The 17,797-nt window shown below is 68.7% G+C and carries 6 protein-coding genes (1 of these 6 running past the window's edge); 4 read left to right on the forward strand and 2 right to left on the reverse strand.

Translation table 11 applies throughout. The annotated features are described in order from the left end of the window. Window positions 1-373 precede the first annotated feature (373 nt). Both UAA55_RS00505 and UAA55_RS00510 read left to right on the forward strand, forming a co-directional pair. Window positions 374-11,548 carry an MBG domain-containing protein gene (locus UAA55_RS00505; protein ID WP_322950716.1) on the forward strand — a complete coding sequence of 3,725 codons (11,175 nt, stop codon included), beginning with the start codon at window positions 374-376 and terminating at the stop codon, window positions 11,546-11,548. Between the two features lie 8 nt (window positions 11,549-11,556). After that, complete coding sequence (locus UAA55_RS00510) at window positions 11,557-13,386, forward strand: ShlB/FhaC/HecB family hemolysin secretion/activation protein (RefSeq protein ID WP_322950717.1); 1,830 nt, start codon at window positions 11,557-11,559, stop codon at window positions 13,384-13,386. 53 nt (window positions 13,387-13,439) lie between these two features. Here the strand turns inward: UAA55_RS00510 and UAA55_RS00515 are convergent, their stop codons facing one another. Both UAA55_RS00515 and UAA55_RS00520 read right to left on the reverse strand, forming a co-directional pair. Continuing rightward, window positions 13,440-14,390, reverse strand: a complete 951-nt coding sequence (locus UAA55_RS00515) for an amidohydrolase family protein (RefSeq protein WP_322950718.1) — start codon at window positions 14,388-14,390, stop codon at window positions 13,440-13,442. A 96-nt stretch (window positions 14,391-14,486) separates the two neighbouring features. After that, window positions 14,487-15,572 carry an alpha/beta hydrolase family protein gene (locus tag UAA55_RS00520; RefSeq protein WP_322950719.1) on the reverse strand — a complete coding sequence of 362 codons (1,086 nt, stop codon included), beginning with the start codon at window positions 15,570-15,572 and terminating at the stop codon, window positions 14,487-14,489. Window positions 15,573-15,814: 242 nt separating this feature from the next. On the opposite strand from UAA55_RS00520, the gene UAA55_RS00525 reads away from it, so the two are divergent. Then, complete coding sequence (locus UAA55_RS00525) at window positions 15,815-16,516, forward strand: TetR/AcrR family transcriptional regulator (RefSeq protein ID WP_322950720.1); 702 nt, start codon at window positions 15,815-15,817, stop codon at window positions 16,514-16,516. Window positions 16,517-16,644: 128 nt separating this feature from the next. Continuing rightward, window positions 16,645-17,797, forward strand: partial view of an FAD-dependent monooxygenase gene (locus UAA55_RS00530; protein ID WP_322950721.1) — the 5' portion only. It continues 326 nt past the right edge of the window; only the first 1,153 of its 1,479 coding nucleotides appear in the window; it begins with the start codon at window positions 16,645-16,647; its stop codon lies off the right edge, out of view.

Raw genomic sequence — 17,797 nt, forward strand, 5'->3', positions numbered from 1 at the left:
CTCTTGGAAACCGCCAGCCGGCTGGCCAGCGCCAGCGGGGCGCGTTAACCACGTATACCTTACGGATGTATGCCGCTATTCGCATCAATGACTTGACGATCACTGGTGGCATAACTGCCGTACACTTTTAACAATTTCTATAAATTGCGCGCATGGGTTGCGCTATGGTCCCGGTGCTAGTCACCAGCCGGCAGGTTGCGTGACCGGCGGCGTATTGGCGAACCGGGGCGGGATCGGTGGCGCGGTATTGACGGCCAGGACAGCGCCGTCCCCAGCATCCTCCCCAATGACGCCCGGTGATCCCGGTACGCCACAGGGTTTCAGGCCACAGGTTCCAGGGGCGGACAGCATGGGTTCTCGGGGCGGGATGGGGATGCGGGGGAATGCCCCGCAAGGCGGTGCGGCGCGCGCAGAAGGCCATGTCAATTTCTCACCAAAGACCTCGGTGCACGGCGGCCGGGCGGCCTTGCTGGCCGGCACGGCAATGGCCCTGCTGGCCGCGGCCGAACCGGCCCGCGCCGGCAGCGGGCCCACCCTGCCCACCGGCGGCGCCTTCCAGGCCGGATCAGGCAGCATCACCGGTGGCCCCGGCAGCCTGACCGTCAACCAGGGCAGTCAGCGCGCCGTCATCGACTGGAAAAGCTTTTCCATCGGCCAGGGTGGCACCGTCAGCTTCAACAACGGCGGTGGCGCCACGCTGAACCGCGTCACCGGCGGCAACCTGTCCACCATCCTGGGCACACTGAAGGCCACGGGCACGCTGTACCTCATCAACCCGGCGGGCGTGGTCGTGGGGTCCAGCGGCGTGGTGGTCACGGGCGGCAGTTTCACCGCCAGCACGCTGGACATCGCCAACGACGCTTTCATGGCCGGCGGCACCCTGCTGTTCAAGGGCGACACGGATGCCGAGGTCAAGAACCTGGGCAAGATCTCCGCCACCGGCGGCGACGTCCTGCTGATCGCCCGCAGCGTGACCAACGACGGCACCATCACCGCGCCCAACGGCACCGTGGGCCTGGCCGCCGGCCAGCAGGTGCTGCTGAAGGACGGTGACGCGGGTGAGCGCGTCTATGTCCAGGTCGGAAGCGGCGACGTCACCAACACGGGCGCCATCGCGGCGGCGCAGGCGGAGCTGAAGGCCGCCGGCGGCAACATCTATGCCCTGGCCGGCAACGGCGGTGGCGCCATCCGCGCCACCGGCACCACGGTCAAGGATGGGCACATCTGGTTGTCGGCCAGCGGGTCGACGGAAACGGCCACGGACCAGGGCGGCGCCGTCACGGTCGCCGGCACCCTGACGGCGACCAACGCCGACGGCAGCGGCGGCACCGTCATCGCGACAGGCAAATCGGTGGCCGTGCAGGCCGGCGCCGTGATCGACGCCAGCGGCATCACCGGCGCCGGCGGCACCATCCTGCTGGGTGGCGACCGCCAGGGCGGCGGCGATGCGGCCACCAAGCTGGTAAAGCAAGCCGTGGCCACCGCCGCCCAGACCACCGTCGCGGCCAGTGCCACCCTGAAGGCCGACGCCGGCGCCAAGGGCAACGGCGGTGGCGTCATCGTCTGGTCGGACCAGTATACCGGCTTCGCCGGCGCCCTCAGTGCCAAGGGCGGTCCCCGAAGCGGCAACGGCGGCTTCGCCGAAGTGTCCAGCCACAAGCTGCTGGACTTCACCGGCACCGTGGACCTGACCGCCCCGCTGGGCGCTATCGGCCAACTGCTGCTGGACCCGGAGAACGTCACCATCTCCACCGGCAGCGACCTCAACAGCAGCCTGTCCGGCGGCACCTTCACCCCCACGGGCAACAGCTCCGTCATCAACACGACCACGCTGCAGAACACCCTGGCCACGGCCGACGTCACCATCACCACCGGCAACACCGGCAGCCAGACGGGCGACATCACCGTCGCCAACAACGTCACCTGGGCCGCCAGCCACAGCCTGACGCTGTCGGCCTACCACAGCATCATCTTCAACGGCGGCACGCTGAGCCACACGGCGGGGTCCGGGGACGTCACTCTGCACGCCGACAATACCGGCACGGGCAGCGGCACCGTCACCTTCACCAGCGGCGGCGTGGCCATGACCGGCAGCAGCGGATCGGTGAACATCTTTTACAATCCCGCCAGCTACGCCTCGCCCACCAGCTATACCGGCAATGTCACCTTGGGGTCGGGCGCCCTGACGACCTATATGCTGGTGAACACCGCCACCAACCTGCAGAACCTGTCGACCAACCTGTCGGGCACTTACGCCCTAGGGCGGGACATCGACGCCAGCGCCACGGCGACCTGGAACAGCGGCGCCGGCTTCGCCCCCATCAACAGCTTCTCCGGTACCCTGGACGGCCAGGGCCACACCGTCACCGGCCTGACCATCAACCGGCCCACCACCGTCGCAGTGGGCCTGTTCGGCGACACAGTCGCAAACAACGGTCCCACGGTCAGCAATCTGGGCCTGGTGGATGTGAACATAGCGGGCTTCAACCGTGTGGGCGGCCTGGTTGGGCGTGCCAACGGCGGCGGGTCCCTCACCAACGTCCATGTCACCGGCTCCATCACCGGCTATGGCGACTTCATCGGCGGCCTGATCGGCCAAGACGAGCTGCAGTCGATCAGCAACAGCTGGACCAACGTTTCCATCACCATCCCCAAGGGCTACACCGGCACGGGCATCGGCGGCCTAGTCGGGTATCAGCGCTCAGGCGCGCTGACCAACGTCTACGCCCTGGGCGACGTCTACGCGCCCAGCATGAGCCGGGTCGGCGGCCTGGTGGGAACGGACGGCGCTGTCGGTTTCGGCCAGGGGGCCGCCGTCAGCAACGCCTACGCCACCGGCGCCGTCACCGGCAACGACGCCGTCGGCGGCCTGATCGGCATCGCCGAGGGCGGCAGCATCGCGACCAGCTACGCGACCGGCAACGTCGCCGGCGTGACCAGCGTGGGCGGCCTGGTCGGCATCAACGCCAACCCGATCACCACCAGTTGGGCCAGCGGCGGCGTCACGCTCAGCAGCGGCAGCGCCAGCAGCATCGGCGGCCTGGTGGGCACCAACGGCGACAGCGTCAGCGCGGGCAGCATCACCAGCAGCTATTGGGACACCTACAGCACCGGCCGCGCGGCGGCGGTGGGCGCCGTCGTGGGGGGTAGCACAAGCAGCGCCGCGGCCGTGACCAGCGATCCGGCGCAGTCGGCGGCCAGCACCTATGCCTACAAGACCAGCGCCTACGGCGGTTTCAACTTCACCACCGATTGGTGGTTGAGCGACGGCGGCACGCGGCCCCTGGGCCTCTGGGAATATTCACTGACCGTCAGCAACGCCCACCAGTTGCAGTTGGTCGCCCACGACCTGACGGCCAGCTACACCCAGAGCAACGACATCCGCATGCCGGCCCCGACCGCCGGCGGCATCTGGAAGTCCACCGTCGGTAGCGTCCCCGCTGGCTTCATCCCCCTGGGCTCCCCCTCGACACCCTTCAGCGGCACCTATGACGGCCAGGGGCACGCCATCGATGGGCTGACCATCAACTACGGTGGCGGCAGCAACACCTATATCGGCCTGTTTGGCGGCAACAGCGGCACCCTCAACAACATCGCCCTGACCAACGCCGCCATCACCGTGACCAATGCCGACAGCCATGTCGGCGCGCTGGTCGGCGCCAACAACGGCGGCCATATCGTGAACGCCTATGTCACCGGCACGTTGAATTTCCAAGGCGGTGGCGGCTACGGCGTCGGCGGCATCGTGGGGATACAGTACAACAGCGGAACCATCACCGGTTCCACCTCGCTGGCCGACATCAATCTCAGCTTCGTCCATGCCGGGCAGGCTTATGCCGGCGACGTCCTGGGCGTAACCGCCGACCTGAGCGCCACGGCCATCAACACGTCCCACGCCGGCGGCACCATCACCGTCACCGGTGGCGGCGGGGTCGGGGGCCAAGCCCTGGCGGGCGGCCTGGCGGGGATATCCACCAACATCTCCAACAGCTATTCCACCGCCACCGTCACGGAAACCGCCGGCAGAAGCGCGGATGAAATAGGCGGCCTGGTGGGCCAGAGCGCCACCGGCACCATCAGCAACAGCTACGCCAGCGGCGCCGTCAGCGCGCCGGGCACGACGGTTGGCGGCCTGATCGGCTTCAACGTCAGCGCCACCGTCAACAATTCCTATTGGGACAAGCAGACCACCGGCCTCTCCAGCGGCGTTGGAAGCGGCAGCGCCACCGGCGTCACCGGCCGCACCACCGCCGAGATGGCGGTCCAATCCAACTTCAGCGGCTGGGATTTCAGCAACACCTGGTACCTGCCCGCCGGCCTGTCCCGACCGGTCCTGCGCGCGGAGGCCAGCACCACCATCCGCGACGCCCATGAACTGCAACTGGTGGCCCTGAACCCCACCGCCCGCTACACCATCGCCAATGACATCGGCCTGGCCACCCCCCTCGCGAACGCCGCTGATATATGGGGCGGCGGGTTCATACCCATCGCCACCTTCTCCGGCGAACTGTCGGGTCAGGGTCACACCATCAGCGGCCTGACCATTACCGGTTCAGCAAACAACCAGGGCCTGTTCGCCTCCACCACCGCCTCGGCCAGCCTGGCCAATCTGGCGCTGACCAACGTCTCCGTCTCCGGCGGCAACAATGTGGGCGCCCTGGTGGGCTCGGCCACCGGCACCACCATCAGCAACATCACCGTTTCGGGCACGGTCAGCGGTGCCAGCCAAGTGGGCGGCGTCGTGGGCAGCGCCACCGGCGCCATCAGCTTCGCCGGCATGTCGGGCACGGTCAGCGCCACCGCCGACAGTGTCGGCGGCGTGGTGGGTTTCACCAATGGCACCATCGCGGACAGCTGGTCCACCGCCGCGGTCAGCAGTTCGGGCACCAGCAGCCACGGTCTGTACGTGGGCGGCCTGGTGGGGCAGAGCACCGGCACCATCAACCGGTCCTGGGCATCCGGCGCCGTCAGCGGCTGGACCGACGTCGGCGGCCTGGTCGGCCTCGCCTCCGGCAACATCACCACCTCCAGCGCCAGCGGCAACGTCACCGGCGGGGGCAGCGTGGTCGGCGGTCTGGTGGGGAACCTGTATGGCGCCAGCCTGACCAACACCTACGCCACCGGCGACGTCACAGGCTTCCAGGAAGAAGGCGGGCTGGTCGGCATCATCCAGGTGGCGGGCGCCAGCATCAACAACAGCTACGCCAGCGGCCGGGTCAGCAGCACCATTGGCAGCATCTACACCAGCGGCCTCGTGGGCCTGTCCAGTGTGACATTCACCGCCAGCAATTCATTCTGGGACGTCACGACCACGGGGCGGAGCTACGGCGCCGCCTCCGGCGGCAGCGGCCTGACGGTGACCGGCTTCACCGGCATCACCAGTTCCCAGGCGTTCAGCAGCACCACCTTCTCCAACGCCGGTTGGGACATGTCCGGCACCTGGTACATGGTGGACGGGGGCACGCGGCCGATGCTGGTGGCGGAGGCGTCGGCCACCGTGCGCACGGCCCATCAGCTGCAGCTCACGAACCTGAACCCCGGCCTCGGCTACACCCTGGCCAACGATATCGACCTGGGCAGCGCCCTGTCCGCCACCGGCGGGGTGTGGGGCAGCGGCGGCTTCTCACCCGTCACCAACTTCGCCGGCACATTCAATGGTGGCGGCCATGCCATCAGCGGCCTGACCATCAACCGGCCCGGCAGCAGCAATGTCGGCTTGTTCGCCTCCACCATCGGCACCGGCGGCACCGGCTATCTGCACGACCTGACTCTCAACAACGTCTCGGTCACCGGCAGCACCGCCGTCGGCGCCCTTGTGGGCACCGATGGCGGCGCCAACATCAGCCATGTCTCGGTGACCGGCAGCATCACGGGCGCCAGCACCGTGGGTGGCCTGATCGGCGCCATCACCGGCGGCGGCCTGCTGCGGGATGCCAAAGCGGACATCCTGATCACCGCCAGCGGCACCGATGTCGGCGGACTGGTCGGCAACAGCAACGGCACCATCCAGGGCAGCTACGCCCTAGGCGGCATCCGCATGACCGCCGCCGGCGGCGCCCAGTCCGTGGGCGGCCTGGTGGGCAACAACAGCGTCGACCTGGTCAACAGCCTGATCGGCACCATCACCGACGACTATGCGCAGGTGGCCCTGCTGGGCGTGGTGAACAGCGGGTCCGCCGCCGGCGGCCTAGTGGGCACCAACAGCGGCACGGTGGCCCGGACCTACAGCATCGGCGCCCTGGCCTTGACCGGCACCACCACCCTGGGCGGCCTGATCGGCAGCAACGGCGGCACCGTCAGCAACAGCTTCTATGACACCGAAACCTCCGGCTTGTCGGTCGGCGTGGGCGGCGGCACCACCTCCGGCGTCACGGGGAAGACGACCGCCCAGATGCAGACGCGCAGCACCTTCACCGGTGCCGGGTGGGACTACACCACGCCCGTCTGGGGCATGATCGACGGCGTGACCCTGCCCTACTTCACCTGGGAACATTCGGGCGGCGTCCAGATCGTCACCGGCACCGCCTACAGCGACGCCGCGGGCAGCAGCTTCGCCATCGCCAACCGCGTCAGCGCGCTGACCAACGGCACCAGCCTGGGCAGCGGCTTCGCCGGCGCCAACGGCTATTACTACATCCTGGCCGACGGCAGCCCCATCACCGGCGGCAACCTGGTGGCCTACCTGAACCCGGCCTTGGGCAACACCACGCTGGGCAACGCCGTGCACCTGACCACCAGCGGCGGCACCACCACCGGCCTGACCGTCCTGGGCACCACGGTGCAGATGACCAGCGACGGCCCGGCGGTCAGCACCAGCGCACTGGCCAGCGCCCGGCCCAGCGGAATTGATTCCAGCCTGCTCTACACCGTGTCGGGCGGCACCATCACGCTGTCCGCCAACGCCAGCCTGGATATCGAGGCCGGCAGCCACGCCATCACCGTTGACGATGCCCTGACGGTCAGCGGCACCGGCACGCTTACGCTGAACAGCACCGGCATCAGCACGCAGTCGGCCGCCATCACCACCCCCAGCCTGCTGCTGCTGGGCAGCGGCGGAACCTGGCAGCTGGGCGGCCTGTCCAGCGGCAACAGCATCAACAACATCGGCACCCTGGCGGCCAACACCGGCAGCGTGCTGGTTGGGTCCAACACCGCCTTGGCGGTGGGAAGCGTGGGGACCACCGACGGCATCACGCTGACCGGCGGACTGGGCTTCATCGGCGCCAGCACCAGCGTCACCCAGACCAAGGCCATCACCGCCGGCGGCCTGGCGCTGGAGGGCGGCAGCTACACCCTGACCAATACCGGCAACGCCTTCGGCCATTTCACCGCCAATGGCGCCAGCTTCAGCGTCGTCACCTCCGGCGCCGTCACCGTGGACAGCGTGACCGCCGGCGGCACCACCTATGATGGCCTGATCCTGAGCGGCACGGGCGCCAACAGCCTGACGGCCGGCACCGACCTGACGGTGGCCACTCCCACCAACAGCGCGACCCTGGCGGCGGGCGGCACGCTGACCCTGACGGCGGGCGGCAACCTGACGGTGACCGACACCAACCTGTCGGTGGGTGGCGGCAGCGGCGCCAGCACCCTGACGCTGGTGGCCGGTGGCACCATCACCCTGCAGGGCACCACGTCCCTGACAGTCGACGGCACCGCCACCGCCGCGCTGTCCCTGGCCGCCTATGCCGACAGCGACAGCAGCGGCACCGGCGGCATCGTCCTGAATAACGTCACCATCACCACCCGCGGCGGCGGCCTGGCCTTGGTGGGCGGCGCCGTGGTCAGCGATCCCACCACCGCCGGTGCTGCCCACAGCACGGGCCTGGGCGCCAGCAACGACGCCGCCATCAGCCTCACCAACAGCACCATCACATTGGGTGGCGGCAACGCCGTCCTGAAGGGTGATGGGCAGGCCAGCGTCACCGGCACCTCCTCCGGCATCGTGCTGAACACCAGCAGCCTCACCACCACGGGCGGCGGCACGCTGGCCCTTACCGGATCGGCCACGACCAGCACAGCCGCCGGCGCGCACCTGGGACTGCAGCTGGTTTCCAGCACGCTGCAAGCGGCGACCGGGGCCGTCACCCTGACGGGCACGGCGGCGGCCGGCCCTGGCGGCAACACCGGCCTGCTGATCAACGGCGGCGGTGTGACCGCCACCACCGGCGCCATCAGCCTGAGCGGCACGGGCACCGGCGGCACCGGCCTGCGGCTCTACGGCGAAACGCTCAGCACCACCAGCGGCGCCGTGTCCCTGACCGGCAGCGGCGCCACCGGCACCGGCCTGGTGCTGGGCGATGGCGTCACCACGGCCGCCAGCATCGGCAGCGGCACGCAGACTGGCGCCATCACTCTGACCAGCGATGACTTCGCCTTGGCCAGCGGCGCGGCGCCTACCATCACCACCACGGGCACGGTGACCCTGCGCCAGCAATCCGCCGACCGGGCCCTGGCCGTGGGCGGCAGCGTGACGGGCGCGGATGTGCTGAGCGCCGCGGGCATCAATGGCGTCACCGCCGGCGCCCTGATCATCGGCCGCACCGACATCAGCGAAACCGCCGGCTACACCATCGCCGGCGCCATCGCGCCCACCGTCACCACCCTGTCGCTGATGACCGGCGGGGCCATCAGCCAGACCAGCGGCAGCGCCATCACCGCCACCAACCTGGCCCTGCGCGCCGGCGGCGACATTGGCCTGGCCACCGCCGCCAACAGCGTCGGCACCCTGGCGGCCACCACCAGCGCCGGCAGCGTCAGCTTCAAGGACTCGGGCGCCTTGACCGTGGGCACGGTCGACGGCCTGAGCGGGGTCACCGCCATCACCACGGCGCAGCTGACGGCCGGGGCCGGCGGCCTGCTGACCGTGTCCCAGGCCGTATCCGGTACCGGTGTCACCCTGACCGCCGACCGCATGAATCTGGCCAACGCCGTGACCGCCACGGGCGGCGGCACCGTCACCCTGGCCCCCGTCACCAGCGGCTGGACCGTCGACCTGGGCAGCACCAGCGATGCCACCGCCGGCACGCTGGAGCTGTCGGCGGCGGAACTGGACCGCGTCACCGCCGGCACCCTGGTGGTGGATCCGCCTGTGTCCGGCGACATCGTCATCAGCGCCGCCATCGCCCCGGCCCATGCCAGTACCCTGGTACTGGAGGCCGGCGGCACCATCACCCAGGCCAGCGGCGCCACCATCACCGTGGGCAGCCTGGGCCTGAACGCCGGCGGCGCCATCACCCTGACCCAGACCAACAGCGCCGGCACCCTGGCGGCCACCGCCGGGGGCGCCATGGCCTTCGCCAACGCCGGCGCCCTGACCATCGGCACCGCCGGTGGTATCAGCGGCATCACCGCCATCGGTGGCGTCGCCATCACCACCAGCGGAACGCTGACCTTGACCAATGCGGTCACCAGCCAGGCCACCGGCGATGCCGTCACCCTGTCGACCACCGGTGCTTTCATCAACACCGCCGGCTCCAGCGCCATCACCGCCGCCAGCGGCCGTTGGCTGGTCTATTCCGCCACCTCGGCCGGCGACACCTTCGGTAACCTGGACAGCGGCAACACCGCCCTGTGGAACCGCACCCTGGCGTCCGGCACGGTGGCGGTCGGCGGCAATCGCTATGTCTTCGCGGAACAGCCCACCTTGGTGATCACGGCCAGCGACGTGACCAAGACCTACGGCCAGGATGTCAGCGGCGCGCTGGCCTACACGCTGTCCGGCGGCGCCGCCGGCGTGGCGCACGCCTATCTGGGCGGCGCCAGCCTGGGCACCGCGCCCACGCTCATCTCCACCGGGGCCGGCAGCGGCGCCAACGTCGGCGGTTACACCATCACGGCCAGCGGGGCCACGACGACGGACGGCTCGGCCATCAGCTATGTCGCCGGCACCCTCACGGTGAACAAGGCCGCCCTGACCGTCACGGCCAACAACGCCACCGTCACCTATGGCCAGACGCCGACCCTGGGCGCCAGCTACAGCGGCTTCGTCAACGGCGAGACGGCGTCGGTCCTAGGCGGCAGCCTGACGGTCAGCGGCGCCGGCACCAACGCCGGCAGCTACACCCTCACCCCCGGCGGCCTCACCAGCGCCAACTACGACATCAGCTATGTCGCCGGCACCCTCACGGTGAACAAGGCCGCCTTGACCGTCACCGCCAACACCACCACCGTCACCTATGGCCAGACGCCCACCCTGGGCGCCAGCTACAGCGGCTTCGTCAACGGCGAGACGGCGTCGGTCCTGGGCGGCACCCTGACGGTCAGCGGCGCCGGCACCAACGCCGGCAGCTATACCCTCACCCTTGGCGGGCTCACCGCTGCCAACTACGACATCAGCTATATCGCCGGAACCCTCACGGTGAACAAGGCCGCCTTGACCGTCACCGCCAACACCACCACCGTCACCTATGGCCAGACGCCCACCCTGGGCGCCAGCTACAGCGGCTTCGTCAATGGCGAGACGGCATCGGTCTTGGGCGGCAGCCTGACGGTCAGCGGCGCCGGCACCAATGCCGGCAGCTACACCCTCACCCCCGGCGGCCTCATCAGCGCCAACTACGACATCAGCTACGTCGCCGGAACCCTCACGGTGAACAAGGCCGCCCTGACCGTCACCGCCAACAACGCCACCGTCACCTACGGCCAGGCGCCCACCCTGGGCGCCAGCTACAGCGGCTTCGTCAATGGCGAGACGGCATCGGTCTTGGGCGGCAGCCTGACGGTCAGCGGCGCCGGCACCAATGCCGGCGGCTACACCCTCACCCCCGGCGGCCTCACCAGCGCCAACTACGACATCAGCTATGTCGCCGGCACCCTGACCGTGAACAAGGCGGCTCTGACCGTCACCGCCACCAACGCCACCGTCACCTACGGCCAGGCGCCCACCCTGGGCGCCAGCTACAGCGGCTTCGTCAACGGTGAGAGGGCATCGGTCTTGGGCGGCACCCTGACAGTAAGCGGCGTCGGCACCAATGCCGGCAGCTACACCCTCACCCCCGGCGGCCTCACCAGCGCCAACTACGACATCAGCTATGTCGCCGGCACCCTCACGGTGAACCGCGCGCCGCTGACCGTCACCGCCAACGACGTCACCATCGCCTTCGGCGGCACGCCGGCCTACAGCGCCAGGTACAACGGCTTCGTGAATGGCGAAACGGCCGCCGTCCTGGGCGGCAGCCTAGTCTACAACGGTGGCGGGACAGCGGCCGGCACCTACACGATCACGCCGGGCGGCCTCACGTCCGGCAATTACCTCATCAGCTACGCCTCCGGCACCCTGACGGTACAGGCAGATACGTCGCCGCCCGTCGTGCTGCCCGAGGTGCCTTCCTCAACCCACTTCGTGGATCAACCCTCCGGCAAGGTGCCTTTCACCCCCACCCAGCCGCTGGTGGGGTCGGACTATTCACAAGGCAACTACCGCATCATCTACCTGGCGCCGCCCGCCACCACCGGCGGCGCCCTCACCAGCACCTCGACCTTCTCCGCCGCCCACCAGGATGGGACCGACGAAACGGAGTTCGAGATCGCCAAGCGTTGGCGCTGACGTCCGCCATGACCGCCCCTATCCGTCCCACCGCCTCACCCGCCATCGCCTCCATGCCCAGGAACTCCATGTCCGTCCCCCCGGCACGCGTCCTCACCGCCCTGCTCCTGGCCGGCCTGTCCCTGACCGCCGCGCGGGCGCAGGCGCAAAGCTACGAGCGCATCGCGCCCAAGGAGCCCCCCGCCAAGCCAGCGACGGAGCAGGTGCCATCACCGCCCGCCCCGGCGGACCCAGCGCCGAATTCGGACAGGGTGATCCTGCCCCAGCTCAAGGGGCTCGCCTTCGTGTCCACCCCGGCCGCTGTCCAACCGAAGGGCAGCAGCGCCACCGGCGTGGACACCGGCGGCATCGATATCCTGCAGCGCCCCGGCTTCCGCCCGATTGCGGAGGCTTATATCGGCAAGCCTCTGCGCTTGGCCGACTTGAACGATCTTGCCAAACGAATCGTCACCTTCTACCGCGACAACGACCACCCGCTGGTCGACGTGCTGGTGCCGGAGCAGGACATCGACAACGGCACGGTGCAGGTGGTGGTGCGCGAGTTCACCGTGGGCCAGGTGGCGGCAGAGGGCAATGAGTGGTTCGACAGCGCCCTGCTGACCCGCCGCGTCAGCGTGGCGCCGGGTGACCGGGTAGAGGGGGAGCGGCTGCTGCGCGAGGTCAACGGCCTGAACGAGAACCCTTTCCGCCAGGTGGATCTGGTCTACCGCCCGGGTGCGGCGCCCGGCACCACCGACCTGGTCCTGTCCACCCGCGACCGTTTCCCCCTGCGCGTCTATGCCGGCTACGACAATAGTGGCGCGCCCAGCACGGGGCGCGACCGCTGGAACCTGGGTTTCAACTGGGGCAACGCCTTCTGGCAGGATGAGCAACTATCCTACCAGCTGACCACCAGCAACGATTTCTGGCACGACCGGCCGGGCGGGCGGAACGCGTCCTTCGTCGGCCATTCCCTAAGCTGGCTGGCGCCCCTGCCCTGGCAGGACCGGCTGATGATCTTCGGCAGCTATGAGGAAAGCGTGCCCAACGTGGGCAACGATTTCGGCCTGGTGGGCAAGAGCGGCCAAGCCAGCCTGCGCTACCAGATCCCGCTGAAGCGCACCGAGGACTTCGCCCACCAGCTGGAATTCGGCTACGACTTCAAGACCACCAACAACAACCTGGCCTTCGGCGGCGTCCAGATCTCGCGCACGGCGACGGAGATCAACCAGTTCTCCGCCAACTATAACGCCACCCTGGGTGACGTCTGGGGCAGCACGGGGTGGAGCAACACCCTGGTATGGAGCCCCGGCGGCCTGACCGGCGACAACACCAACGCCGCCTTCCAGCCGGGCGACAACCAGTCCGGACGCTTGGGCGCCAAGGCCAATTATCTCTATGTCCGCAGCGAGCTGAACCGCCTGGTCAAGCTGCCGGAGGAGGTGGTGTGGGCCACCCGTGTGGTGGGCCAGTTGAGCAATCGTGCCTTGCTGGACACGGAACAGCTGGGGGCCGGTGGCGCCGACATCCTGCGCGGTTATGACGAGCGCGCCGTCAACGGCGATCAGGGCGTGCTGATCAGCACGGAGCTGCGCAGCCGCGCCTTCAAGCTGGTGCGGCGGGGGCCCGACGACGCCCTGCAGTTGCTGGCCTTCTTCGACTACGGCAGCCTGTGGAACCGCAACACCCCGGCCGGCGAGAGCGATAACGTCAATCTGGCCAGCACGGGCGTGGGCCTGGGCTACACCTACGGCACCTACCTGACCGTGAAGTTCGCCTACGGCTGGCAGCTGCGCAAGCTGCCGGGGGCCGTGGAAAAGGGTGAGCTCAGCCACGTCTCGGTGACGTTGAGCTATTGACTCGCGGAAACCGCCGCCGGGCGGACAGGCCCGGCGGCTGTCGCGGCGCAACCTCAACCCAGTTTGTAGAAGTGGACGGCGTTGTTGTAGAAGATGTCGCGCTTCTGCTCTTCCGTCAGGAAGGGGGCGGACTTGATGCGATCGATGGCCAGGCCGATGGCGTCCGGCCAGTACATCTGGTCCGTGCCGAACATGATGCGCTTGCCGAAGCCGGCATCGACCAGGGCCTTCAGATAATCGTTGAAGGCCGGCCTCGGCAACAGCCAGTCGATGGCCCCGGTGTCCGCATAGACATTGGGATACAGCATCAGCATGGCCATGGTGTCTTCCAGGTAGGGCCAGCCGCAATGCATGAGGTTGAGCCGCAGCTTGGGATGGCTGTTCAGCGCCTCCTCGACATATTCGGGATTGCCGAAGCGGGCCCGGGCGGTGCGGCAGCACGGATCGAAGGTCGTGCCTTCAGGCATGGTGCCGGTATGCAGCGCCACCGGGATGTCCAATTCCTCGGCCAGGGACAGATAGGGGTCGTACAGCGGGTCGCTCAGCGGCAGGCCGGCATATTGTGAGGTCAGTTCCCCCAGCACCTGCAGCTTGCCCTGCGCGTGCAGCTTGCGCAGTTCCTCAAGGGGCGGCAGCGGCGTGTCGGCCGACCCGCGGATGCCGGCCCCCACCAGGATGCGGCCAGCGTCCCGGTCATGCCAATCGACCGCGGCCTGCAACCGGTCGCCGTCACCACCGCTGACCACGCCCCTCACCACGTTCAGGCGCTTCATCTCCGCCAGGCAGGCCGTGAGATGGTCGGCACCGGTCTGGATGGGGCTCTTGGCCCCGGTGATGGGATTGACGATGGGCTTCTCAAAGCGCATCGATGCCGGATAGGCGTGCAGATGCACATCGATGATAGGCTGATTGGTTCCGGTCGCGGCGACCAGGGGTTGCGGCAGGGCCAGCATGGCCAAGGTGCCGCCGCCGAGCTTCAGGAAGTCTCTGCGACCGCTCTGCATATGTTACTCCCGGGGTTATTGTCGTTGAGAACCGGCAGGATGCCAGCCGGACACCACCATAGGATGTGATGACCAACACCCCGGTGAAAGGGCCAGTTAGGGTCGTGCGCCGGGCGAAAGCGTGCCTTGGAACAGGCGGATCGCCTCCGTCAGGGCAGCCGTATGGGCGCGCTCCGCCTCGGGCGCCCGGTCGCAGAGCGCGAGGACCATCCGGCCATGGAGCGTGCAGACGCCCACGAAGCTGTAATGGGCCGCACCCGGCACGGTCACCAACCGCGCGCCCTTGATCAGGCGCACCGCCACCCCCGCCTCGGTGACGGCGGGCACCAGCGTATCCCCGTCTCCCACCACCAGGGTGGTCTCGGCGGTGATGCGGCGCAGGCTCCCGGGATCCAGCATTTGCACGGGCGGCGCGATGGCCAGAATGGCGCGCAAACCCGGAAGGGCCGCGCCTTCCGACGCGCGGGCGGCCGCCTGGTCCAGCCCCAGCATATGGATGCCGGCGCGCTGGGTGACATGGGGCGCATTCGGCGTTTCCGGGGCGGTGTCGCAGACTTGGTCCGCCGGCTTGCCCGCGCAGAAATCGTCGAAATGGCCGGGGTCGATGACGGCGCCGCCCAGGGCCAGCGCCGTCATGCCGCCCATGGAGAAGCCGGCCACGCCGACATGCCCCATGTCCAGATGGGGGCCCAGCGCCGGATCGGTGGCGACCGCGTGGACGGCGGCGATCAGGTCGCGCGGCCGCTCCCACCAGGCGGTCCCGCCCACCGGGGTGCGATCCAGCGCGTTATTGCCGGGATGGCTGACCCCGACAACGACGAAGCCCCGCGCCGCCAAGCCGCCGCCCAGCCACGACAGGTCCTCGGCGCTGCCGCCGAAGCCGGGCGACAGCAGGACGACAGGATGCGCCCCCGCCGCCGGCACGGCGTTGATCGCCGCCGGCCCACCAACCAGCAGGGCCTGTCCTGGCGGCCCCACATCCACCTCTTCCTGTGCCGTTCCCTCCACCGCCGGATACCAGACGGTGATCTGCAGCAACGGCTGGTGATCCCCCCGCCGCGCGGCGGCGCTGGTCAGCGGCACCTCGCGATAGCCTAACCCGACGGGGGCGGCGCCGGCGGCGGTTGCAGCGGCCCATAGGAGGGCGGCCAAGGCCAGGCTTTTCAGGATCAACTTCGTCACACCATCAGATTTTTGATTGAGTGAATCACTGATACACTTATAGCGTCAGCCGGGCAAGTCCTTTGGCGCCCTTGCCACCCTTCCGCCGCTTTCCGCTGATGTAAGAGGGGCTTAGCAATGTTCATGAAGGACGCCGGCGCAAGCGTCCGCTATTCTCGCCAGCCGCCGACTTGATCCGAACCTGCTCGCCAGGGGGGACCTGGGTCGGCTGGGGGACCGGTTCGGGGAATGGAGGGTGGGATATGCGCAGGTCGAGCCGGCTGGGACTACGCCCGCTCCGTGAGATCGCCGAGGCGGGGCTGCAGTGCTTCACCCAGCGCGGTTTTCGCCTGACCCAGATGGCGGATGTCGGGGCGGAACTGGGTATGTCCCCTTCCGCCGCCTACCGTTATGTCGAAAGCAAGGAAGCCCTGTTCCACATCGCGGCGCTGCACGCCGCCGGCATGCCGTTGCAGGGCCTGCCCATACCGGTGGCGGTGAGCGATCTCGCGGAAACCGTCCTCTCGATCGAGGCCATCGTCCATTCCTGGCCGCGTTGGCCGGCGCTGCGGGCGGCCCTGGACCATCCCTCGCCTATGTCCTTGCTTGAGAACGAGGCGGCGGGGATCGCAACCGAACTATATGACTTCCTGGCCGCCACCTGGCGCCTGATCGTCCTCTTCGACCGTACCGCCAACGACATTCCCAGCCTGAAAACGGCCTTCACCCAGCAGTATCGCGCGCCTTATCTCGCCGATATCGTCACTTGGTTCGCCCGCCAATATTCGGGTAACGGACCAACGGAAGCCTTGGCTCGTTCCGGTATCGAAGCGATCAGTTGGCTGGCCATGCGGCGGAGAACGGACCCGGCGGCAGCAGCGATCACCGAGGATGAGGCGCGACGCGCGGCCTCGCACTGCCTGTACGCGCTGCTTCAGGCCCCACAGCGGCGGCCACAGACGTGAGGGTCGCGCGGGGCGGCCCTGCCCCCCGCTCAACTTATAGATGGCGTTGAAAGAGTTGAGTTCAAGAATTGCCTGATCGCCCTGCCGGTTCATAAAGTCCCGCCCTCTGAAACAAGGAGGCCGGGCAGATGGATAAGGGCACGCGACAGGATCATGCGGTGGTCATCGTCGGCGGCGGCCCCACGGGGCTGATGCTGGCCGCCGAACTGGCCCTGATGGGTGCCGACACGGTCGTCGTCGAGCGCCGCCCCAATCAGGATCTGGCGGGGACGCGGGCCGGCGGCCTGCATATCCGCACCATCGAGGTGCTGGACCAGCGCGGCATCGCCGAGCGTTTCCTGGCGCTGGGGCAAACACACCCGGTGGGCCATTTCCACGGCCCCACCCTGGATTTCAGCGACTTCCCCACCCGGCATAGATATTTCCTGGCCCTGTCGCAGAACCACATCGAACGCCTGCTGGCCGACTGGGCCGATGAACTCGGCGTGTCCATGCTGCGCGGGCGCGAGGTGACGGGTTTCACGCAAGATGAGGATGGCGTCGATGTCGTGTTGTCCGATGGCCGGCGGTTGCGGGCGGCCTATCTCGTCGGTTGCGACGGCGGGCGCAGCCTTGTCCGCAAGCGGACGGGCATCGAATTCCCCGGCTGGGATGCGACCAAGAGCTGGCTGATCGCCGAGGTCCAGTGGGCGGAGGAGCCAGAATGGGGCTTCCGCGCCGACGCCACCGGCACCCACGGGCTGGGCAGGATGGAGGATGCCGGCCGTGTCCGCGTCGTCCTGACCGAGCGGGAGTTCAAGTCCAGCGGACAGCCCACCCTGGATGATGTCCGTGAAGCGTTGACCGCCATCTATGGCACCGATTACGGCATCCACAGTCCGACTTGGATTTCCCGGTTCACCGACATGGCGCGCCAGGCCGCTGCCTATCGCGACCGGCGCGTACTGCTGGCCGGCGACGCGGCGCACGTCCATCCCCCCATGGGTGGCCAGGGGCTTAACATCGGGGTGCAGGATGCCATGAACCTGGGATGGAAGCTGGCCCGGGTGGCGAAGGGGACCTCGCCGGACGCCCTGCTGGACACTTATCACCGCGAACGGCATCCAGTGGCGGCCAGGGTGCTGCTCACCACCATGGCCACCGTGGCGCTGCAGCGTCAGGACGACAGGACCAAGGCCCTGGGCCAGCTCATCTCGGAATTCATGGCCATGGAGGCCCCGCGCAAGCACGTCGCCGCGCACATGTCGGGGCTGGGCGTCCGCTATGACCTGGGCGATGGGC

The organism is Nitrospirillum guanabarense (assembly GCF_034653355.1).
Classification (GTDB): domain Bacteria; phylum Pseudomonadota; class Alphaproteobacteria; order Azospirillales; family Azospirillaceae; genus Nitrospirillum.